The following is a 21,164-nucleotide window of genomic DNA, read 5'->3' as shown; positions in this document are numbered from 1 at the left end:
ACCATAGTTTGAATGTTGTTCGTGGAGTCTGCGATGGGGCGACGGATCGTGCTTGCTGTGCTGGGCCTGATCGCCGTCCTCGCACTGAGCTTCCTATTGGGTCCGCGCGTACCCGTCGACACCACGATCCGTTTCGATCCTTCCGCCATCGGCGACGACCCACAGGCCTATGTGGCAAAAGCGGAGGCTGCCGTACCCGGTATCCGCGACGGGCTGGAGAAGGAGATCGTCTGGGCCAACCCAATGGTGCACGCAAAGACACCGCTGTCGATCGTCTACATCCACGGCTTTTCCGCATCGAAGGGCGAGATCCGACCCTTGCCCGACGACGTGGCCGACCAGCTCGACGCCAACCTGTTCTACACCCGCCTCACCGGCCACGGGCAGGACGGCGCGGCGATGACGCAAGGCAGCGTCAACGCCTGGATCAACGACTATGAGGAGGCGCTCGCCATCGGCCGGGCAATCGGCGACAAGGTGATCGTCATCTCGACGTCGACCGGCGGCGCGCTGGCGGCCTGGGCAGTGACGCAGCCCGGGGCATCCGAGGGTGTGGCGGCCATTGCATTCATCTCGCCCAATTTCGGCGTGAAAGCATCCGGCGCCGAGATCCTGACCATGCCCTGGGGCAAGCAGATCGCCGAACTCGTCGCCGGCAAGGAACGCAGCTTCGCGCCGCGCAACGCGCTGCATGAGAAATTCTGGACCACCAGATATCCAATCGCCGCGACGATGCCTATGCAGGCGCTGACCGACCTTGCCTATGGCGCGCCGGTGGAGAAGGCGACCATTCCCGCCCTGTTCATCTTCTCGGATATAGACAAGGTCGTGCGACCCGACCGCACGCGTGAGATCGCCGCGCGCTGGGGTGCCGCGCATGAGCTGGTGCCCATCGAAAGCACTGGCGATCCAGACAACCATGTCATTGCCGGCGACGCGCTATCGCCATCCACCACCGCATTCCTGGCGCAACGAATTGCCGTCTGGATCGAAGCGGTGGCGAAGTGAGGTTCGAAGACAAAACGGCGGCTGAAGCAATGTTCAGCCGCCGTTTCATTCGTAGTCGGCACCAGGCAACCGTTAGGAACTGGCCGGTTGCCGCGAGGTTTCGTTAGGCAGCCCGTGCGGCCGGACGCTTGCCGCCGAAGCGGCGCTTGTTGTTGCCCTTGAAGGGTTTTGCACCTTCCGGCTTGCGCTCACCGGCAAAGGCCGGCTTGTCGCCGAAACGCTTCTTGCCGAAGCCGTTGTTCGGCTTCTTCTCGCCGCCCGGCCGCCTGCCGTCGCGACGGCCATTGCGGTCGCGATCGTTGGCAGGTTCGAAGCGCTCGTTCTTTTCCGCAGGATTGCGTGCGGGATCGGGGCTGCCGAGATGGTCGGCAACGATTGGCAGCTTCGTGCGGATGATGCGCTCGACCTGACGCAGCTTGCTGTTCTCCGAAGGATCGCAGAGCGTGATCGCGATGCCATCCATACCGTTGCGGCCGGTGCGGCCGATACGGTGGACATAGCTTTCGGCTTCGTCCGGCAGGTCGAAATTCACGACATGGCTGATGCCGGGCACGTCGATGCCGCGCGCGGCGATGTCGGTCGCGACCAGAATGCGCACCGATCCATCACGGAAATCGTTCAGTGCCTTCTGACGGGCATTCTGCGACTTGTTGCCGTGAATGACGGCGGCCTTGAAGCCGTCGCGTTCCAGGTCCTTGGTCACCCGGTCCGCGCCATGCTTGGTGCGCGAAAAGATGATGACGGACTTCATCGCTTCGTCGGCGAGCATCGTCGACAGCACCTGGCGCTTCTGCTTGGTGCGGGCGAAGACGACGCCCTGGACGATCTCGGCCGCCGCGGTGCTTTGCGGCGAGACCTCGATGCGGACCGGGTTCTTCAGGAGGCCCTTGGCGAGTTCGGCGATCTCGTCCGGCATGGTGGCCGAGAACAGCGCCGTCTGACGATCGGGCGCGGTCGCCTTGGCGATGCGCTTGACATCGTTGATGAAGCCCATGTCGAGCATGCGGTCGCCCTCGTCCAGCACCAGCCATTTGGTGTCGGAGAGGATGAGGTCGCCCTCGCGCACCAGGTCGGTCAACCGGCCGGGCGTGGCGATGAGGATATCGACGCCGGGAGCAACCTTCTTCACCTGGCTGAAGCGCGATACACCGCCCAGCACGAGTGCCGTCGAGACATGCGCGCCCTTGGCGAGGATCTTGATGGTGTCCTCGATCTGCACCGCGAGTTCGCGGGTCGGCGCCAGGATGAGCGCGCGGGTCGTCTTGGCGCGCCGCTTGGTGCCGAGTGCGATGATCTTCGACAGGATCGGCAGCGCGAAGGCAGCGGTCTTGCCGGAGCCGGTCTGGGCGATGCCGAAAATATCACGGCCTTCCAGCTGCGGCGGGATAGCCTGCATCTGGATCGGCTTCGGTTCGGCGAAGCCGGCATTGTGGGTGGCCTTGAGCAGCGCACCGGTAATTCCCAGCGCCGCGAAACCGGAGAGTTCCGCGGTGTCGTTGCCGGGCAATGTGTTTTCGTTGGTCAAAATAATCTTCTTTCACGCGGCCTCTGGCCGCAAACGTCAATGGCGGCAGGGCGCAACCTGCCGTCGAAAATTTTATAGAAACGACAAGGCGGGCGGACGCGTGCGTCCACTCGGCTGCGCTGTCGTGCCCGCAGGCATCATGCCACGGGGCTTTTTCGCCACTTCGTGATGTATCGGAAGAGGGCCGATATACCGGAAAGAGGGAAAACAGACGCAACCAGTCTCATTTGTCGAGAAGGCCGGAATCTCCCGGCCCAAGCGCCTATGGGCTGCATATGGCTGAGTTCGGCCTGGAATGCAAGGGGCGCAATGTTGCGGTGCAGCAAAAACCAGCCAAAAAGCCGACGCTTGCACTCCCCGACCGGCATCATTACCACAAACGCAGCTTCCGATTTTGGGGATCGAACGATGAAGGACGTGCTGAAGGAACTCGAGCGGCGGCGCGACATCGCCCGCATGGGTGGTGGCCAGGCCCGTATCGATGCGCAGCACAAGAAGGGCAAGCTCACCGCGCGCGAACGCATCGAAGTGTTTCTCGACGAAGGCTCATTCGAGGAATTCGACATGTATGTCGAGCACCGCTCGACCGATTTCGGCATGGAGAAGACAAAGATCGCCGGCGATGGCGTCGTCACGGGCTGGGGCACGGTCAATGGCCGTCCCGTTTACCTCTTCGCCAAGGATTTCACCGTCTTCGGCGGTTCGCTGTCGGAAGCCCATGCCGAGAAGGTCATCAAGGTGCAGGAGATGGCGCTGCGCAACCATGCGCCAATCATCGGCCTCTACGATGCCGGCGGGGCGCGTATCCAGGAGGGCGTGGCAGCCCTCGGCGGCTATGCCGAGATCTTTCAGCGCAACGTGCTTGCGTCCGGCGTCATTCCGCAGATTTCGGTCATCATGGGCCCATGCGCCGGCGGTGACGTCTATTCGCCCGCCATGACCGACTTCATCTTCATGGTGCGCGACACCTCCTACATGTTCGTCACCGGACCGGACGTGGTGAAGACCGTGACCAATGAGACGGTGACCGCCGAGAGCCTCGGCGGCGCATCGGTGCACACGACGAAGTCCTCGATCGCCGACGGCGCCTATGACAATGACGTCGAGGCGCTCTTGCAGATGCGGCGGCTGATCGACCTGTTGCCAGCTTCCAACACGTCGGAGATCCCTGAGATCGAATGCTACCAGTCGGTCACCGACCATGACATGTCGCTCGACCGGCTGATCCCCGACAACGCCAACAAGCCCTACGACATCAAGGAATTGATCCTGAAGGTCGCCGACGAAGGTGACTTCTTCGAGATCCAGCAGAGTTTTGCCAAGAACATCGTCACCGGTTTCGGCCGGGTCGAAGGCCGTACCGTCGGCTTTGTCGCCAACCAGCCGATGGTGCTGGCCGGCGTGCTCGATTCCGACGCCAGCCGCAAGGCGGCGCGCTTCGTGCGCTTCTGCGACTGTTTTTCTATTCCCATCGTTACCTTTGTCGATGTTCCAGGCTTTTTGCCGGGCACGGCGCAGGAATATGGCGGGCTGATCAAGCACGGCGCCAAGCTGCTTTTCGCCTATGCCGAGGCGACCGTGCCGAAGATCACCGTCATCACCCGCAAAGCCTATGGCGGCGCCTATGATGTGATGGCGTCAAAACATCTGCGCGGCGACATAAATTATGCCTGGCCGACGGCGCAGATCGCCGTCATGGGGGCGAGAGGCGCGGTCGAGATCATCTACCGCAAGGACATCGGCGATGCCGAAAAGATCGCGGCTCATACAAAGGCTTACGAGGACCGCTTCCTGTCGCCTTTCGTGGCCGCCGAGCGCGGCTATGTCGACGAGGTGATCATGCCGCATTCGACCCGCCGCCGCATGGCCCGGGCGCTTCGCATGCTGCGCAACAAGGATATCCAGAACCCCTGGAAGAAGCACGACAACATCCCGCTGTGAACGCATCGAGGTCATCGCTCAAGTGCGGTTGAACAGCGCCCTCCTCCGGCAGCCACCAATTCGCGCAGCACCGGCACCGTCGCCAACGGCAAATCCTCGGCGATCAATCCTGGTCCGAACCTGCTGCCGGCCTCGGCATGGATCCAGACCGCCGCGCAGGCCGCTTCGAAAGCCGGCATGCCTTGGGCAAGCAATCCGGCCGTGACGCCGGACAACACATCGCCCGATCCTGCGGTGGCAAGCCAGGCCGCGCCGTTGGCATTGATCGCTGCCCGGCCGTCGGGAGCGGCGATCACCGTGTCGGCGCCCTTGTAGACGATGACGGCATTGGCGCGCGCTGCCGCCGCGCGTGCCTTGTCCAGCTTGGACGAGACGTCGTCATCGGCGATGTCCGCGAACAGCCTGGCGAATTCGCCTTCGTGCGGTGTCATCACCAGCGCGGGCGCGTCCGGCCTGCGGGCGGCTTCGAACAAGACATCCGGCGCCTCACGAAACGAGGTGATCGCGTCGGCGTCGAAGACAAGGCCGTCAATTCCGGCGGACGCGGCCGCCGGCTTGCCCGACGCGAGTAGCGCAAGTGCGAACGCCCGGGTTTTCTCACCGATGCCAAAGCCGGGTCCGAGCACAAACGCCGATGGCCGGCGCTCCCTGACGAATGCTTCAATGTCGGCAGCATCGTCGGCCTTGCGCAGCATGATCGAGGTCAGGTGCGCGGCATTGACCTGCATGGCGTTGCCCGGCGACAGAACCGTCACCGCCCCTGCCCCGCTTCGGGCAGCGGCTAGCGCTGAGAGCCGCGCGGCGCCTGTGGCGCTCGGCCCGCCGGAAAAGACGCCGACATGACCGCGCTTGTATTTGTGGGCATCGATGGCCGGCACCGGCAATTCGCGCTGCCAAAGCGCTGGTCCGTTCTCGAACGTGCGGGGCTGCAGCGTTGCGATGATCTCCGCCCCGATGCCGATATCGGCAAGCACGATCTCGCCGCATCTTTCCCGGCCCGGCAGCAGCAGATGGCCGGGCTTCTTGCGCGCGAAGGTCACGGTGAGCTCTGCTGAAAACGATGTGCCGAGCACTTTGCCGCTGTCACCGGAAATGCCGGAAGGCAGGTCGACCGCGACAACCCGCAAGTTCAGCTTGGCCGCCAGATCGACCGCCCTGGCGGCGTCGCCGGACAGCGGCTTGGACAGCCCTGCCCCATAAAGCGCATCGACCACGATCGAGCGGGGACCGGGATCAAAGTCCGATAGCGGCCGGGGCTTGATGGGGCATTCCGCGGCGGCGAGTGCCGCGTCGCTACCCAGCCTCGGCGGGCCAGACGTCCAGATCGTGGTGGCGACACCGCTGCCGGCCAGAATGCGAGCGACGACATAACCGTCGCCGCCATTGTTGCCCGGGCCGCATAACACATGGACATGCGCTGCCGAGGGATAGCGGCTGAGCACTTCGGTCGCGACGGCCTGCCCGGCACGGCGCATCAATCCAACGCCGTCGGTTGGACCTGCTGCAATTGTCAGCCGATCCGCCTCGCCCATCTCGGCGGAGGTAAGAAGTTCGTGGCTCATGGATTGCCGATCCGCATTCGATCAAGCATTGTCCAGTTTTCGGCGCGACGCAAACGGGGAGGAGCTGGCGCTGTCATGAGCACGTCGATCGGCGCGAGGATTGCAGGCACCGATCTGCCCGCAGGATGAGCAATTTGCCCGAATATTGGGCAGACATGCACAGTCGTGCCGGGTAGGCTGCAGCCATCTATGCCGCTTCCGATGCAGCGAATGACGCGAATTTGCATATGGGGGTGACATGACTTTGAAATCGTATGACACCGCTTCCGTTCCCTCCGACTGGCACAGTTCGTGCTTGATTGAGGCGCAAGCGGGGGCTCACAACCCGTTTTTTTGGCAGTGGAGGCCACTTTTTACATGAAAAAGATCGAAGCGATCATCAAGCCATTCAAGCTGGACGAAGTGAAGGAAGCGCTTCAGGAGGCCGGACTGCAAGGCATTACCGTGACCGAGGCCAAGGGGTTCGGGCGCCAGAAGGGTCACACCGAACTCTACCGCGGCGCCGAATATGTCGTCGACTTCCTGCCCAAGGTGAAGATCGAGGTCGTGCTCGGCGACGATGCCGTGGAAGGCGCGATCGAGGCCATCCGCAAGGCGGCCCAGACCGGCCGCATCGGCGACGGCAAGATCTTCGTCTCCAACATCGAGGAAGTGGTGCGCATCCGCACCGGCGAAACCGGAATGGACGCGGTTTGATCCGAGCCGGCCATCCTCTAAGAAACGTCATCCATCAAAAAACGTCAGCACACAGGGATTACATGACATGACGACAGCCAAAGACATCATGAAGCAGATCAAGGACAACGACGTGAAATTCGTCGACCTGCGCTTCACCGACCCGAAGGGCAAGCTGCAGCACGTCACCATGGATGTCGTCGAGGTCGAGGAAGACATGTTCGCCGACGGTGTCATGTTCGACGGCTCCTCGATCGCCGGCTGGAAGGCCATCAACGAATCCGACATGGTGCTGATGCCCGATCCGGACACCGTCCACATGGACCCGTTCTTCGCGCAGTCGACCATGGTCATCCTGTGCGACATTCTCGATCCGGTCTCGGGCGAATCCTACAACCGCGACCCGCGCGGCACCGCCAAGAAGGCCGAGGCCTACATGAAGTCGGAAGGCATCGGCGACACCATCTATGTCGGCCCGGAAGCCGAGTTCTTCGTGTTCGACGACGTGAAATACAAGGCCGATCCGTATAACACCGGCTTCAAGCTCGATTCGACGGAACTGCCGTCGAACGACGACACCGATTACGAGACCGGCAACCTCGGCCACCGCCCGCGCATCAAGGGCGGCTATTTCCCGGTGCCGCCGATCGATTCGGCGCAGGACATGCGCTCCGAAATGCTGACCGTACTCGCCGAAATGGGCGTGCGCGTCGAAAAGCACCACCACGAGGTGGCAGCCGCCCAGCACGAGCTCGGCATCAAGTTCGACACGCTTGTCCGCAACGCCGACAAGATGCTGATCTACAAGTACGTCGTGCACCAGGTCGCCAATGCCTATGGCAAGACGGCCACCTTCATGCCGAAGCCGATCTTCGGCGATAACGGCTCGGGCATGCACGTTCACCAGTCGATCTGGAAAGGCGGCAAGCCGACTTTCGCCGGCAATGAATATGCCGGTCTTTCGGAGAGCTGCCTGTTCTACATCGGCGGCATCATCAAGCATGCCAAGGCGATCAACGCCTTCACCAACCCGCTGACCAACTCCTACAAGCGCCTGGTGCCGGGCTACGAGGCGCCGGTGCTGCTTGCCTATTCGGCGCGCAACCGTTCGGCTTCCTGCCGCATCCCGTTCGGCAGCTCACCAAAGGCCAAGCGCGTCGAAGTCCGCTTCCCCGATCCGGGCGCGAACCCCTACCTCGCTTTCGCCGCCATGCTGATGGCAGGTCTCGACGGCATCAAGAACAAGATCCATCCGGGACAGCCGATGGACAAGGATCTCTACGACCTGCCGCCGAAGGAACTGAAGAAGATCCCGACCGTCTGCGGTTCGCTGCGCGAAGCGCTCCAGAGCCTCGACAAGGACCGCGGCTTCCTGAAGGCCGGCGGCGTCTTCGACGACGACCAGATCGACAGCTATATCGAGCTCAAGATGGCCGAAGTGATGCGCTTCGAAATGACCCCGCATCCGGTCGAGTACGACATGTACTATTCGGTCTAGGATTCCGCTCGAATAATGTTTCAAGGCCCTTGAAGGTTTTCCCCTTCAAGGGCTTTTTGCTGATCCAAAGGCTCATCGATGGATTGCGTGCGGCCAGCCACGCAACGATGGTCAACTTGCTTTTTTGGGGGACGCAATCAATCGCCAGGAGCGAGCGGCACACTGCCTCAGGCTGCAATGCCCGCTCGTCCGGCGCCCCCGCCAATGCCGTCGTTCACGAAACCCCCGCCCCGTTCGAACAGCATCGCTTGGCGTAACCCCAAGGCCACGAATACGCATGCCGCGGCGTAGCCTGTCAACGCCGCCACACGGAGGCATAAATCGCCGATTTCAATGTATGAACAGTGGCTTATATAAAGGACCGCCGCGTACGAACCGAGCTGAAACAGGCTGTTTTCCGGGCTTTTTCAATGAAAACTTGGAACCGCACGAGACGAGTAGCGGCAAGGAGCGTCAGCCAAAGCCGCTCGTTTTGGTGAAACCGCTCGTTGTTTTTCAACCTGACTTTTTTTGGGGGAATTCGCCGCTCCGGGGCAGTCGGTGACGACGCTGACCGCGCGTGGCGTCATGTCGGGTCGGTAAAAAGAAAGGCCCGGGCGCTTCCGCCCGGGCCTGTATTGCAAGAACATCCATCTGCCGCGCATTGAAGCGCCCGCAAAACGGATCAGGCGGCGGCCGAAATCTCTGCGCTCGCCGGCACCGAAGCGATCGTCTTCAGGATCTGCGAGGCGATCTGGTAGGGGTCGCCCTGTGAGTTCGGACGGCGGTCCTCCAGATAGCCCTTGTAATCGTTCTTGACGAACGAATGCGGGACGCGGATCGAGGCGCCGCGATCGGCGATGCCATAGCTGAACCTGTTCCACGGCGCGGTCTCGTGCTTGCCGGTCAGACGTTTGTCGTTGTCCGGGCCGTAGACGGCGATGTGGTCCATCAGGTTCTTGTCGAAAGCCGCCATCAGCGCTTCGAAATAGGCCTTGCCGCCGACTTCACGCATATAGGTGGTCGAGAAATTGGCATGCATGCCCGAGCCGTTCCAGTCGGTGTCGCCGAGGGGCTTGCAGTGATATTCGATGTCGATGCCGTACTTTTCGGTCAAGCGCTGCATCAGATAGCGGGCCATCCACATCTGGTCGGCGGCCTTTTTGGAACCCTTGCCGAATATCTGGAATTCCCACTGCCCCTTCGCCACTTCGGCGTTGATGCCTTCATGGTTGATGCCGGCCGCGAGGCAGAGATCAAGATGTTCCTCGACGATCTGGCGCGCAACGGAGCCGACATTCGAATAGCCGACGCCGGTATAGTACGGCCCCTGCGGTGCGGGATAGCCGCTCTCGGGGAAGCCGAGCGGACGGCCGTCCTTGTAGAAGAAATATTCCTGCTCGAAGCCGAACCAGGCGCCTTCGTCGTCGAGGATAGTGGCGCGCTTGTTGGATGCATGCGGCGTAACACCGTCGGGCATCATGACTTCGCACATGACGAGCACGCCGTTGGTGCGGGCCGGATCGGGATAGACCGCGACCGGCTTCAGCACGCAATCGGAGCTGTGGCCCTCGGCCTGCTGCGTCGAGGATCCGTCGAAACCCCACAGCGGCAACTGCTCGAGCGTCGGGAACTCAGCGAATTCCTTGATCTGCGTCTTGCCGCGAAGATTCGGGACCGGGGTGTATCCATCGAGCCAGATATACTCGAGCTTGTATTTGGTCATTCTAGAGCCTCTCGTTGCTTGGACACCGCAAGCAGGCGGATGTCGATGCATGGCCGAAACAGGCCGGCCTGCCGATGGATAAAAAGCAATTCGTGTGCCACTCGGCTCTCGCAGGGTGCGGCAAAATGATCGTGCCCAGGCGATTATTTTAATGAGCCGCCTCAGCAATGCTTGCGGATGATCCAGGCAGCAATATTGCTTAAATCATAGGCAAATCATGATCTTTTCATAGGCATATTGCCTAAATGAATCGCAGGACCTATTTTGGTGAAAGCTGAATCAACGAGCGCCTGAAAAAGCGGGGAGACCGGCAATGCAAGTCACGCAATCGCGTCCGTCGGCGAAAATCCTGATGTTCCCGCTGGCAGCGCGCAGGTCTGCCTTAAATTTAGGCGCCAAGGCCAAATTCGCGGCAGAGCTTGCCGCGCTTCGCGGCGAGCACGCCGATTTCGATGGCTGGTACCACGAGGCCGCCGTCGAGGATGAAGACCCGCAGCGGAAGAGCTGAGCCCTTCCACGTCGATCTTGAATAAAAGAGTCCGGCGCGATCGCTCGCGCCGGACTTTTCGTTCTGGCCTACCGGCTATTCCTTGGCATGCAGGTCGGTGCCGAGCGTGTCCTTGACGAAGATCATGCCGATGATCAGCGTCATCGCCGCGATGACCACCGGATACCAAAGACCGTAGTAGATATCGCCCTTGTAGGCGCTGAGCGCGAACACCGTCGCCGGCAGCAGGCCGCCGAACCAGCCATTGCCGATGTGGTAGGGCAATGACATGCCCGTGTAGCGAATGCGAGTCGGGAACATCTCGACAAGGATCGCCGCGATCGGCCCATAGACCATGGTCACGAACAGGACCAGGATGAACAGGATGCCGATCGTCATCGGCCAGTTAACCGCCGCCGGATCGGCGAACATGGCAAAGGCGCCGCCGCCCGGTATATTGTAGACGGTGACCTCGGGTGCGCCCGCTGCCTCATCGGCGGTCAAGAGCTTGTCCTTAACCGCCTGGTCGGTCGGCACCGCTGCCTTTTCGCCGCCGCGGATGGCGGCTGCGTCGAGCTTAAGTTCAGGATTGGCTGCGATGAAGGCATCGAGTTTCTGGTCCGCGACCTTGATCGCCGCTCGCTTCAACGGATAGCCACCGTCCTGCAAGGACATGTTGACTGCCTTGACGAAGGCGGCGTCCTTGGCCTTGGCCTGATCGCCGGCGGCGACCGCATCGTAGGAGGCCACTGTCTCTGTACCGATCTTGACTGACGCAGGCGTCCCGGCCGCTGCCGTCGACACCACTTCATAGGGAACCGAGTTCTTGGTCAGGAACGAAGTCGCGATGTCGCAGGACGTCGTGAACTTCGCCGTGCCGACCGGATTGAACTGGAACTTGCAGTCGCCGGGAGCTGCCGTCACGGTTGCCCGAGTGCTCTGCTGAGCCTTGGCGAGCGCCGGATTGGCGGCCCAGGTCAACGCCTTGAAGAGCGGGAAGGTACAGACGATGGCCAGCGCAAGGCCAGCCATGATGATCGGCTTGCGGCCGATCTTGTCGGAGAGCCAGCCGAAGACGACGAAGAAGATCGAGCCGATAGCCAGCGCGATGGCGATCATGATGTTGACCGACTGCGCGTCGACCTTCAGCACGTTCTGCAGGAAGAACAGCGCGTAGAACTGGCCATTGTACCAAACCACGGCCTGACCGGCGGTGAGGCCGAGCAGAGCCAGGAGCGCGATCTTGGCGTTCTTCCACTGACCAAAGGCTTCCGAGAGCGGCGCCTTTGAGCCCTTGCCTTCGTCCTTCATCTTCTGGAAGGTCGGAGACTCCGAGAGTGACAACCGGATCCAGATCGAAACGGCGAGCAGCAGGAAAGAGACGATGAACGGAATGCGCCAGCCCCAGGCGGCGTAGGTCTCCTTGCTCAGCGATCCCTGCACGATCAGGATGACGATCAGCGACAGGAACAGGCCGAGCGTCGCTGTTGTCTGGATCCATGAGGTGTAGAAGCCACGGCGGTCATCGGGTGCATGTTCGGCGACATAGGTCGCCGCTCCGCCATATTCGCCGCCCAGCGCCAAACCCTGCAGCATGCGCAGGACGATAAGGATCACCGGAGCCGCGATGCCCAAGGTTGCATAGCCGGGCAGCAGACCGACCAGGAAGGTCGACAGGCCCATGATCGTCATTGTGACCAGGAACGTGTATTTGCGGCCGACGAGGTCGCCGATGCGACCGAACAGCAGCGCGCCGAACGGGCGAACCAGGAAGCCTGCGGCAAAGGCCAGCAGCGCGAAGATGTTGCGCGTTGCCTCGGGAATGGTCGGACTGAAAAAGGTCGAGCCGATGAAAGCCGCCAGTGAGCCGTAGAGATAGAAATCGTACCATTCGAAAACAGTGCCGAGCGAGGAAGCGAAGATGACTTTCTTCTCCTCCCGCGTCATGCCGCGGCTCGTTCCGCCGGCGGTCGATGCCATTGCCATAGAGTTATCCTCCCGTGAGACCTCGATGCTGCGCGCCGACGTCCGCGTTCTCCTCCGAACGCGGACTCAAAGACGCAGCCAACACAGGAAAAATGGCAGAAAGGGCGGGGAAAGGGCACCGCGACGATGGGATTATGACTTTCGTATTAGGTGCAGTGCGAAGGCGGAGCGAAGCCCTCAGGCCCGCAGCGCTTCGAGCAAGCTGACGGCGGCCATCATGTCCCGTTTGCGAGCGGCGCGGCGCGCGACGGCTTCGGCGTCCTGTCCCCACTGTGCGATCTGCCAGTCCTCATCGAGTTGGCCGGCGGCCCAGGCCTCCTCGCCGTCGAGCTCGCCGAAATCGACCGCCAACGCCAGCAATGCCGAGCCGGTCAACGATGTCATGACATGGATGGCGGCAAGGCGCAGCGGTTCGGCGCGTTGCGCCAGATGGCTGCCCAGCACGGCAATGGTTTCGCGTGGCTGCTCGACATGGATGATGCCCTCGGCAAGCTTGAAACGGGCCCCAAGTGCCGCGCGGGCCCAGTCGATGACGGGATCCCACCGCTCGTTCTGGCGCTCGACCAGCTCTTGCGGTGCATCGGCGCGATAACAGAGCAGATCCGACGAGGCAAAACGCAGAATGTCTTCCAGCACCGCCTGCGGATCGCTGGCCACGCCATCGATTGCGGTGTTGACCAGCCGCATCACCGGCATCGTCATCGGATTGATCGTCTCGCCCTGTTCCGCGAACTCGCCGGCAACCAGCGTCGCGGCCGCCTCGGTCGGCAGCGCCAGCATTGCCTTGCCCGGCGTGCGCACCGGCTTGCCGTCGAGATGGACGGCAAAGCCACCTTCCGCCGACGCGACCGAGACCTCCTTATAGAAGCGCTTGGGCAGCGGCGTCTTCATCTGGATCTGGGCGCGACGCACCGGATCCGGATCGGAAAGATACTTGCCCGCTTCGAGGTCGTTGAGGATATCACGCATGAAGTGCCTTTCTTACACCGGTATCAGCTTGCGTGCCGGCCGGTTGACGATGATCAGGCCGGCCGCAATCAAGCCAAGTGCAAGAAAAATGCGAATGGTCAGCGGCTCGTTCAAGATGATCGCACCGCACAGGACACCGAAGACCGGCGACAGGAAGGTGAAGCTGGACAAGCCTGAAGCCGGATAGCGGCGCAGCAGCCAGAACCAGAGCACATAGGTGAAAGCGACGATATAGACCGCCTGGAAAAGCAGCGCCAATGTCGGCAACAGGGACGGATCGCGCACCGGTGGGCCGGCAAGAGGCAGCACCATCATGCCAACGATCGCCGCGCCGGCGAGTTGATAGAGCAGCAGTTTTTCCGCACTCGCCTCGACCAGTTTTGATCGTTTGATAAGGATATTGGTCAGGGCCCAGAAAAACCCCGAACCGAGGCTCAGGAGATCACCGAACAGCATGTCTCCGCTACCGCCGAGCTTGTCGGAAAAGACCGTGGCAAGACCGGCGAAGGCCAACAGCAGGCCGAGGAACTTGCGCATGGTGATCTGTTCGCCGAGCAGGAAATGGCCGCCGATCAGCATCCAGAACGGCATTGAGTTGACCAGCAGCGTATTGCGCGCCACGGTCGTATGCTCCAGGCCAACGTAGAGACAAAGGAACTCGACGCCGAAAAGCACGCCGACCGCAATGCCCGCCGGCAATGTCCCATCCCTGCTGAACAGCGCAATGCCGCGCCAGCGGCACCAGAGAAAGACGCAGAAACCACCGATGACCGAACGCGCGATCGATAGGAAGACGGGATCATAGCCTGCATAGGAGATCTTGGCGGCGACGTAGTTCAGCCCCCAGGAAAAGGTCAGGCCGACCATGATGGCGGCTGCGGCCATGTCGACCGCGTCGCGCCGATCGAGCGCATCGGTGGCGCCGCTCACGGTTAGTCCTCCGCGCTGGCGTCGTCGAAGCCGATCAGGTTCCAGCTCTGGCGCATATGCGGCGGCATCGGAGCGGTGACGTCGATGACGCCCTTGTCCGGGTGCGGGATAATGATGCGGCGCGCGTGCAGATGCAGGCGGTTTTGAATGCCGCCAGGAAAATCCCAGTTGGTGTCGGCCTCGAAGTATTTCGGGTCGCCGATGATCGGGCAGCCGATATGGGCGGCATGGACGCGAAGCTGGTGTGTGCGGCCGGTATAAGGTTCCATCTCCAGCCAGGTCATGGTCTGCGCCGCCTGCTCGATAATGCGATAATAGGACACGGCATGGTCGGCGCCTTTTTCGCCGTGCGCGGCAATGCGCACGCGGTCGCCGTCCGGCGTAGCCTCCTTGATCAGCCAGGTCGAGATCTTGTCCTCGCGCTTGGGCGGCACGCCCTTGACCAGCGCCCAGTAGGTCTTCTTGGTTTCCCGCGCCCGGAACGCCTCTGAAAGCTTCATCGCGGCCAGCCTGGTGCGGGCCACCACCAGCACGCCCGACGTGTCGCGGTCGAGCCGGTGCACCAGCCGCGGCTTCTCGCCTTTCTGGCTGCGCCAGGCTTCCAGCATGTCGTCGACATTGCGGGTAACGCCGGAGCCGCCCTGAACGGCGAGGCCCGCCGGCTTGTTGAAGACGAAGACCTTTGGGTCCTCGTGGATCAGCATCTTGGCGAGCACATCGGCGTCGCCCTGGTTGCGGATCGAGTGGCCGGTGAGCGCGCTCTCGCCTTTCTTGTCCACCTCGAGCGGCGGAACGCGGACCATCTGCCCCGGCTCGACGCGGGTGTCGGCCTTGACCCGGCCGCCATTGACGCGGATCTGGCCGGAGCGCAGCAGCTTCTGTAGATGGCCGAAGCCAAGGCCCGGGAAATGCGTCTTGAACCAGCGATCGAGCCGCATGCCCGCCTCGCCGGCCTCCACAGTGATCTGTTCAACGCCTGCCATGTCTTCTTCGCTTATCCGTTTCCCGAGCAGGGCTCTTGGCCTGCGCTTGGCGCGGCAATAACATTATGTAACGGTCCTTGCGAGCCAAAGTCCCAGAAACAGGGCAATGATCGCGCCAACGACGCTGGCAAGCGCATATCCGAATGCCGGCAGTGTCGAGCCTCGTTCCCACAGGGCGGCGAAGTCGAGCGAAAAGGCGGAGAAGGTGGTGAAGCCTCCGAGAATGCCGGTAGCAACGAACAGCCTGACCTCATCGGACCCGCCGCGACGCGCAAGGATGGCGATGAACAGCCCCATCGCAAACGAGCCGACGATGTTGATCGCCATCGTGCCCCAGGGATAGTTGGGACCGACGAGGCGCAGCGCGCCCATGCTGGTCAGATGACGGATGCCGGCGCCGATGCCGCCGCCGACGGCTACGAGAAGCAGATTGAACATAGAACGTTACTGCCCCCGCGAGGACGCCGGCGTCAATCCCTTGAGCGAGGTGACGCAGCTTCGGGATGGCAGAGATAGTCGACCTATCAAGAACCGGGCTTCCAACTCACGTAGCGCAATCACTGCCGTGACGCATTCAGGATACTGCCGGCTCTGCCGGCAGTATCGACAGATCTTCAACTTAGGTGGTTTCGACCTTCTTCGGCTTTGTCGAGCCAATCATCTTCCAGTTCTTGTAGAACATCGAGTTGATGCGCTCGACGCTTACCGAGACGACCGCAAGCATGCCAGCGATCAGGCGGGGCACCGGGGATGGCCTGATAATATCCATGAACACGCAGTAGCGGCGGCCATCATACTCGTTGACCGAGCGATGCAGCAGCGTGTCGTCGAAAATGAACTGCGGATTGTCGTACCAGTAGTTCTTGACGTTGCCGCATTCGACGAAAATCTCCGCTTTCACCGGGATCAGATTGTAGAGGATGCGCAGGCTGAGCCGCAGCGGTCCGAAATGCCAGGAGGTCGATTCGCGCTTGCTGAAGACGGAAACGGCAATCGTCTTGATGTATTTGAAATCCTTGTTGAATTCCTCGACGTTGTCGATCCTGTGCTTGCCGTACCACTGGTAGACATACATGCCGCGCCGGCCGGCGCCGAAATTGGCGTCGATGTCGGCGATGATCTCATCCTTGCGCGCCTTGAAGACATCAAGGACCTCATTGACCTCGCGCTGATAGTCGGCGGGAAACTGCTCCAGCTTCCACACGCCCGGATTTCTGTAGCACAGGAGATCGACCAGCAGGTTGAAGGGCGACAGCAACCAGGTGAAGAGCCCGTTGCCAAGGAAGTAGCCGCTGAACAACGCCAAATCCTTCCTGTCGTTGCGCAACACGTCGATCAGACCACAGACGATGAAGATCGTCGTCAGGATCGGGATGAAATAGAAGCCAAGGGCGAGAAGCGGGATGGCAATGGCGAATTTGCGAAGGGATTTGCGAAGGGTTTTTGTCATTTTTCCACGCGCGAAGCGCGATCCTGTTGCGAATGAGGTGCCCAATCATGGCAACGGCCACCGCCCGACCGTGCGCCTTGATAAGGTTTTTTGGGTCACCGCACAACGGCCATGGTGTCTGGCCGGGCTGGTTGCCTGGTGGAGTTTGCCGGGCGTCAATGCACTGCCGGCAAGCCAAGCTCGTCCCATTTGTCCCTGGCCACGGGATCGCCGACCAGAAATTCAAAGCCAATGACGCTTTCGCCGTCCTTGGCGAGCTGGCATTTGAACTTCAGACTGTACCAGTTTTTACGGCTGCGAAAGGCCGCACCATTAGCGGCGATCGTCGTGCCGGTGATCTTCTCCTCCGCGGTCGCGTAGGGCACCACCCGCTCCGGCTGGAAATCCGCATGCCATTGGCGGATTTGGTCCATGGCCTCCAGATTGCAAAGCTGCACCATGCGCTCATCGGATGCGAAGGTCTTGAGATCGGCGCGGGCCTGCTTGCTGCGCGGATCGGCGAGGGTCTTGGCCGACAGCATCCGCGGAGGGCGGATCATGGCGGGCGTGGCGGGAAATCGAGGAGCGCTTGGAGCAGGCGCCGGTGCCTCGGGCATGGGTGCGCGGGGTGCCTCCTCGATGGGAGGTGCGGGCGGCCTTGTCGAAACCTCGAATTGCCGTGGCGTCAGGATGGCGACCGACACGCGCTCCTCCTCTGGCCCGCTCGAGCGCTTCGGCGATGGTAACAACATAACGCTGGCGGCGAGCAGCCCATGCAGGAGAACCGAAGTGGAAATCCCCCAGGGCGAGGCCTCGTTTCGCACTGACAAGGCCACCGGGCTCCGCAAGCCGGCTATTCCCGCTCTTTGCGCAGCTTTGCCCAGTAGTCGAGCCGCTTCCTGATGTCGCGCTCGAAACCACGCTCGGGCGGATCGTAGAAGGTCTGGCGGCCCATCTTTTCCGGAAAATAATCCTGGCCTGAAAAGGCATCTGGCTCATCATGGTCGTAGCGGTAGCCGGCGCCGTAATCCTCTTCCTTCATCAGCTTGGTCGGCGCGTTGAGAATGTGCTTCGGCGGCAGCAGCGAGCCATGTTCCTTGGCGGCCCGCGTGGCAGCCTTGAAGGCAGTGTAAACGGCATTGGATTTGGGCGCGGTGGCGAGATAGACGGTGGCCTCGGCAAAGGCGAGTTCGCCCTCCGGAGAGCCGAGATAGTCATAGGCATCCTTGGCCGCGTTGGCGACGACCAGGGCCTGCGGATCGGCCAGCCCGATGTCCTCCATCGCCATGCGAACCAGCCGGCGGCCGAGATAGAGCGGATCCTCCCCGGCATCGAACATGCGCGCGAGATAGTAGAGGGCGGCATCGGGATCCGAGCCGCGCACCGACTTGTGCAGCGCCGAGATCAGGTTGTAATGGCCGTCCTGGCCCTTGTCGTAGATCGGCGCACGGCGCTGGACGATGCGCTGAAGCCCTTCGGGATCGAATATCTCGCCAGCCTTGGCCGCGCGCCAGACCTCTTCCGCCAGTGTCAGCGATGCGCGTCCGTCGCCATCGCTCATACGAATGAGCATCGTGCGCGCTTCATCATCAAGCGGCAGCGCCCTGCCCTCCGCCTCCTCCGCCCGCGTCATCAGCTTGGCGATGCTGTCCTCACCCAGCGAATGAAAGACCATGACCCGCGCGCGCGACAACAAGGCCGCGTTGAGTTCGAAGGACGGGTTTTCGGTGGTGGCGCCCACCAGCACGACCGTTCCATCCTCCATGACGGGGAGGAATGAATCCTGCTGGGCGCGGTTGAAGCGATGAATCTCGTCGACGAAAAGCAACGTCTGGCGGCCGTTGGCACGGCGCAGCTTGGCCGCCTCGAACACTTTCTTCAGGTCGGCGACGCCGGAAAAGACCGCCGATATCTGCTCGAATGCAAGGCTGGTCTCGCCGGCAAGCAGCCTCGCCACCGTGGTCTTGCCGGTGCCTGGCGGACCCCAGAAGATCATCGATCCCAGCGAACCGGAGCCGATCAGCCGAGTCAGCGCGCCATCGGGTCCCGTCAGATGTTCCTGGCCAACGACCTCCCCAAGATTCTTCGGACGCAGCCTGTCGGCCAGCGGCCGTCCGGGCGGCACCTTTTCCAGTTCGTCAACGCTGAACAGATCGGCCATGCACTCCCTCAGAGCAATTCCAGGAAAAGTGTGAAGCGATTTTCCGTCCGGGATTGCGTCAAAACAAGGATATAGGGCAGGTCGGCGTTTTGGTGAAACGCCGACCTGCTCCAAGTTTGGAGCGCGATCCCTTCAGGGTCGAACTCAGTAACGCAAAACCTGGCGCAGTATCTGCCCGCCGCGCTCGACGGTAAAGCGCCACCAGCGCGTATCCTGCTGGGCTACCTGCGCCAGCACTGCGGCGGTGTCGATGGTGGTGCCGTTGACCTCGCGCACGATGTCGCCTGGCTGAAAGCCGAAATCGGCGGCCGGCGAATCGCGATTGATATCGATCACCGTCACGCCCTTGAGGTCGGTACGCAAGCCAAGCTTCTGGGCAAGCCGAGGCGACAGTTCCGAGACCTTCGCGCCCGAGAACGGGCTGCGGCCATGCAGCGTCACTTCCGAGGCTTTCGCCCCCTCCGGCGCGCGCTCCAGCGCAATGTCCATCGCCGCTTGCTGACCCTTGGTCAGGATCGCGAAATTCGCCTTGGTGCCGATCGACAGCGTCGCCATGCGGTAGTCGAGCGCCTCGATGCTCTCGACCGGCTTGCCATTGATCTGCAGCACGACATCGCCCGGCTTCAACCCTGCCTTGCCGGCGGGACCCGTCGCGTCGACCGAGGAGACCAGCGCCCCGGTCGGCTTTTCCATGCCCAGCGATTCGGCGATCTGCGGCGTCACCGCTTCGAATTCGGCGCCGATATAGGGCCGCTCGAAGAAATCGAGACCGGCCTTGGCGGCATCGGCGAAAGCCCGCACCATGTTGGCGGGGATGGCGAACCCGATGCCGATCGAGCCGCCGCTGCGGCTGTAGATGGCGGTGTTGATGCCGACCAGCTGGCCGCCCATGTTGATCAGCGCGCCGCCGGAATTGCCGGGGTTGATGGCGGCGTCTGTCTGGATGAAATAACCCGAATCCGAAACGCCGATATGGCTGCGGGCAAGCGCGGAAACGATGCCGCTGGTGGTGGTCTGGCCAACACCGAACGGGTTGCCGATGGCCAGCACCAGGTCGCCGACCTCGAGCGCGTCGGAATCCCCGATGGCGATGACCGGGAACGGCTTGTCGGACTCGATCTTGAGCACGGCGAGATCGAGCGTCTCGTCCTTCAGCATCACCTTGCTGGTGAATTCGCGGCCGTCGGCGGTCGCCACCTTGACCTCGTCGGCATCCTTGATGACGTGGAAATTGGTGACGATGACACCGCTCGGATCGACGAGCACGCCCGAGCCGAGCGAAGACTGCGCACGCGGCTGGGCACGGCCGAAGAATTCCTCGAAGAACGGATCGCCTTCGAAAGGCGATGTCACCTTGGCGGTCTGCGAGGCATAGACATTGACCACCGCAGGTGCCGTCTGCTTGACCAGCGGCGCGAACGAAAGCTGGACCTCCTCGCGGCCGAAAGGCACGCGCTTGTCCGGACCTGAAGTGGCATTCTCGCCTTCGACGCCATGCAGCAAGTCCGTCAACACATCGGAGAGGCCTGGATCGGCGGGCTTGGCGGCGTCTTCGGCCAGCGCCTGCCGAACTGCCGGTGCAGCTGCGAACACCATGAAGGCGCAGAGCAGAACAAGGGACAGTCTTTTGGCGCGCATTACGAATCCTCCAAGCGAGTTCGGGCGCATTGTCCCGACGAATGTGCAAAATGAAAGGCTAAGCCGCTGAAATCCGATTATTTTCGCGGCAGTCAATCGTTTTTGGCACGCCTTGGCGCACGCAGTTATGAAAAAGGGGCCCGCAGGCCCCTCTAATTCACTCCGAAAAAGCGAAGCCTTATGCGGCCGCGGCTTCGTCCGCGCCTTCGGCTTCGATGCGGGCGCGATCGCCGGCGCCCTTGGCCGAGGTGTCGCGATCGACGAACTCGATGACCGCCATCGCGGCATTGTCGCCGTGACGGAAGCCGGCCTTCATGATGCGCAGATAGCCGCCGTTGCGGGTGGCATAGCGCGGGGCGATGGTGTCGAACAGGCGCTTGACGACGCCCTCATTGCCGATCTGCGCGATCACCTGACGGCGCGCGTGCAGGTCGCCGCGCTTGCCGAGCGTCACCAGCTTCTCGACGATCGGACGCAGGTCCTTTGCCTTCGGCAAGGTGGTGACGATCTGCTCGTGCTCGAGCAGCGACACCGCCAGATTGGCGAACATCGACTTGCGGTGGCTTATGCTGCGGGCGAAGCGGCGGCCTTTGAAACCGTGGCGCATGGCTCTTTTCCTTCTTCAGTTGTTCAAGAGGCCACGGCCTCCGAGGGTTTTCCGCATGAC

18 protein-coding genes are annotated in these 21,164 nt (G+C 62.0%); 5 read left to right on the top strand and 13 right to left on the bottom strand.

Going from position 1 to position 21,164, the window contains the following annotated elements; translation table 11 throughout:
- The first annotated feature begins 33 nt into the window (after positions 1–33).
- On the top strand, positions 34–1,008 hold the full coding sequence (locus LB554_RS24260; protein ID WP_140720519.1) for an alpha/beta hydrolase: 975 nt from the start codon (positions 34–36) through the stop codon (positions 1,006–1,008).
- A gap of 103 nt (positions 1,009–1,111) precedes the next feature.
- Here LB554_RS24260 and LB554_RS24255 read toward each other — a convergent pair whose 3' ends face one another.
- Positions 1,112–2,533 carry a DEAD/DEAH box helicase gene (locus tag LB554_RS24255; RefSeq protein ID WP_015317958.1) on the bottom strand — a complete coding sequence of 474 codons (1,422 nt, stop codon included), beginning with the start codon at positions 2,531–2,533 and terminating at the stop codon, positions 1,112–1,114.
- Positions 2,534–2,941: 408 nt separating this feature from the next.
- Between LB554_RS24255 and LB554_RS24250 the strand changes: the two genes are divergently transcribed.
- Positions 2,942–4,474 carry an acyl-CoA carboxylase subunit beta gene (locus LB554_RS24250; RefSeq protein WP_140720521.1) on the top strand — a complete coding sequence of 511 codons (1,533 nt, stop codon included), beginning with the start codon at positions 2,942–2,944 and terminating at the stop codon, positions 4,472–4,474.
- Between the two features lie 11 nt (positions 4,475–4,485).
- On the opposite strand, the gene LB554_RS24245 is transcribed toward LB554_RS24250, so the two are convergent.
- Positions 4,486–6,036 carry an NAD(P)H-hydrate dehydratase gene (locus LB554_RS24245; RefSeq protein WP_224587293.1) on the bottom strand — a complete coding sequence of 517 codons (1,551 nt, stop codon included), beginning with the start codon at positions 6,034–6,036 and terminating at the stop codon, positions 4,486–4,488.
- 357 nt (positions 6,037–6,393) lie between these two features.
- On the opposite strand from LB554_RS24245, the gene LB554_RS24240 reads away from it, so the two are divergent.
- On the top strand, positions 6,394–6,732 hold the full coding sequence (locus tag LB554_RS24240) for a P-II family nitrogen regulator (protein WP_006205430.1): 339 nt from the start codon (positions 6,394–6,396) through the stop codon (positions 6,730–6,732).
- A 67-nt stretch (positions 6,733–6,799) separates the two neighbouring features.
- Positions 6,800–8,209 (top strand): type I glutamate--ammonia ligase, encoded by a 1,410-nt coding sequence (gene glnA, locus LB554_RS24235; RefSeq protein ID WP_015317961.1) that lies wholly within the window; start codon positions 6,800–6,802, stop codon positions 8,207–8,209.
- 664 nt (positions 8,210–8,873) lie between these two features.
- On the opposite strand, the gene LB554_RS24230 is transcribed toward glnA, so the two are convergent.
- Positions 8,874–9,914: a glutamine synthetase beta-grasp domain-containing protein gene (locus tag LB554_RS24230; protein ID WP_015317962.1), complete on the bottom strand. Its 1,041-nt coding sequence runs from the start codon at positions 9,912–9,914 to the stop codon at positions 8,874–8,876.
- A 313-nt stretch (positions 9,915–10,227) separates the two neighbouring features.
- Between LB554_RS24230 and LB554_RS24225 the strand changes: the two genes are divergently transcribed.
- Complete coding sequence (locus LB554_RS24225) at positions 10,228–10,422, top strand: DUF2735 domain-containing protein (protein WP_140873988.1); 195 nt, start codon at positions 10,228–10,230, stop codon at positions 10,420–10,422.
- 75 nt (positions 10,423–10,497) lie between these two features.
- Here LB554_RS24225 and LB554_RS24220 read toward each other — a convergent pair whose 3' ends face one another.
- From LB554_RS24220 to rplQ, 10 genes are all read right to left on the bottom strand, one after another.
- Complete coding sequence (locus LB554_RS24220) at positions 10,498–12,387, bottom strand: MFS transporter (RefSeq protein ID WP_140717269.1); 1,890 nt, start codon at positions 12,385–12,387, stop codon at positions 10,498–10,500.
- Between the two features lie 177 nt (positions 12,388–12,564).
- Entirely contained in the window at positions 12,565–13,356 is a 792-nt protein-coding gene (locus tag LB554_RS24215; RefSeq protein ID WP_224587291.1) for an ATP12 family chaperone protein, read from the bottom strand.
- 12 nt (positions 13,357–13,368) lie between these two features.
- Positions 13,369–14,241 carry a DMT family transporter gene (locus LB554_RS24210; RefSeq protein WP_051041371.1) on the bottom strand — a complete coding sequence of 291 codons (873 nt, stop codon included), beginning with the start codon at positions 14,239–14,241 and terminating at the stop codon, positions 13,369–13,371.
- A gap of 47 nt (positions 14,242–14,288) precedes the next feature.
- On the bottom strand, positions 14,289–15,269 hold the full coding sequence (locus LB554_RS24205) for an RluA family pseudouridine synthase (RefSeq protein WP_224587290.1): 981 nt from the start codon (positions 15,267–15,269) through the stop codon (positions 14,289–14,291).
- 63 nt (positions 15,270–15,332) lie between these two features.
- Entirely contained in the window at positions 15,333–15,707 is a 375-nt protein-coding gene (crcB, locus tag LB554_RS24200; RefSeq protein ID WP_224587287.1) for a fluoride efflux transporter CrcB, read from the bottom strand.
- 181 nt (positions 15,708–15,888) lie between these two features.
- Positions 15,889–16,719, bottom strand: a complete 831-nt coding sequence (locus tag LB554_RS24195; protein ID WP_015317969.1) for an aspartyl/asparaginyl beta-hydroxylase domain-containing protein — start codon at positions 16,717–16,719, stop codon at positions 15,889–15,891.
- 155 nt (positions 16,720–16,874) lie between these two features.
- On the bottom strand, positions 16,875–17,522 hold the full coding sequence (locus tag LB554_RS24190; RefSeq protein WP_224587341.1) for a DUF930 domain-containing protein: 648 nt from the start codon (positions 17,520–17,522) through the stop codon (positions 16,875–16,877).
- 29 nt (positions 17,523–17,551) lie between these two features.
- A complete protein-coding gene (locus LB554_RS24185; protein WP_224587286.1) occupies positions 17,552–18,859 on the bottom strand; it encodes a replication-associated recombination protein A in 1,308 nt (435 codons plus the stop codon).
- Positions 18,860–19,003: 144 nt separating this feature from the next.
- Positions 19,004–20,497: a DegQ family serine endoprotease gene (locus LB554_RS24180; RefSeq protein WP_140792842.1), complete on the bottom strand. Its 1,494-nt coding sequence runs from the start codon at positions 20,495–20,497 to the stop codon at positions 19,004–19,006.
- Positions 20,498–20,675: 178 nt separating this feature from the next.
- Complete coding sequence (gene rplQ, locus LB554_RS24175) at positions 20,676–21,104, bottom strand: 50S ribosomal protein L17 (protein ID WP_140792844.1); 429 nt, start codon at positions 21,102–21,104, stop codon at positions 20,676–20,678.
- Between the last annotated feature and the right edge of the window lie 60 nt (positions 21,105–21,164).

This window comes from Mesorhizobium sp. CO1-1-11, from assembly GCF_020164995.1.
Taxonomy (GTDB): Bacteria; Pseudomonadota; Alphaproteobacteria; order Rhizobiales; family Rhizobiaceae; genus Mesorhizobium; species Mesorhizobium australicum.
Note: the sequence above shows the minus strand (reverse complement) of the source record. Positions and strands in the feature narration are given on the sequence as shown.

Excerpts from the sequence above, each read along its gene's own strand:
- LB554_RS24180 (WP_140792842.1), bottom strand. The coding sequence starts at position 20,497 with ATGCGCGCCAAAAGACTGTCCCTTGTTCTGCTCTGCGCCTTCATGGTG.
- LB554_RS24240 (WP_006205430.1), top strand. The coding sequence starts at position 6,394 with ATGAAAAAGATCGAAGCGATCATCAAGCCATTCAAGCTGGACGAAGTG.
- LB554_RS24205 (WP_224587290.1), bottom strand. The coding sequence starts at position 15,269 with ATGGCAGGCGTTGAACAGATCACTGTGGAGGCCGGCGAGGCGGGCATG.
- LB554_RS24185 (WP_224587286.1), bottom strand. The coding sequence starts at position 18,859 with ATGGCCGATCTGTTCAGCGTTGACGAACTGGAAAAGGTGCCGCCCGGA.
- LB554_RS24215 (WP_224587291.1), bottom strand. The coding sequence starts at position 13,356 with ATGCGTGATATCCTCAACGACCTCGAAGCGGGCAAGTATCTTTCCGAT.
- glnA (WP_015317961.1), top strand. The coding sequence starts at position 6,800 with ATGACGACAGCCAAAGACATCATGAAGCAGATCAAGGACAACGACGTG.
- LB554_RS24230 (WP_015317962.1), bottom strand. The coding sequence starts at position 9,914 with ATGACCAAATACAAGCTCGAGTATATCTGGCTCGATGGATACACCCCG.
- LB554_RS24225 (WP_140873988.1), top strand. The coding sequence starts at position 10,228 with ATGCAAGTCACGCAATCGCGTCCGTCGGCGAAAATCCTGATGTTCCCG.
- LB554_RS24260 (WP_140720519.1), top strand. The coding sequence starts at position 34 with ATGGGGCGACGGATCGTGCTTGCTGTGCTGGGCCTGATCGCCGTCCTC.
- rplQ (WP_140792844.1), bottom strand. The coding sequence starts at position 21,104 with ATGCGCCACGGTTTCAAAGGCCGCCGCTTCGCCCGCAGCATAAGCCAC.
- LB554_RS24210 (WP_051041371.1), bottom strand. The coding sequence starts at position 14,241 with ATGGCCGCAGCCGCCATCATGGTCGGCCTGACCTTTTCCTGGGGGCTG.
- crcB (WP_224587287.1), bottom strand. The coding sequence starts at position 15,707 with ATGTTCAATCTGCTTCTCGTAGCCGTCGGCGGCGGCATCGGCGCCGGC.
- LB554_RS24245 (WP_224587293.1), bottom strand. The coding sequence starts at position 6,036 with ATGAGCCACGAACTTCTTACCTCCGCCGAGATGGGCGAGGCGGATCGG.
- LB554_RS24195 (WP_015317969.1), bottom strand. The coding sequence starts at position 16,719 with ATGACAAAAACCCTTCGCAAATCCCTTCGCAAATTCGCCATTGCCATC.
- LB554_RS24250 (WP_140720521.1), top strand. The coding sequence starts at position 2,942 with ATGAAGGACGTGCTGAAGGAACTCGAGCGGCGGCGCGACATCGCCCGC.
- LB554_RS24220 (WP_140717269.1), bottom strand. The coding sequence starts at position 12,387 with ATGGCAATGGCATCGACCGCCGGCGGAACGAGCCGCGGCATGACGCGG.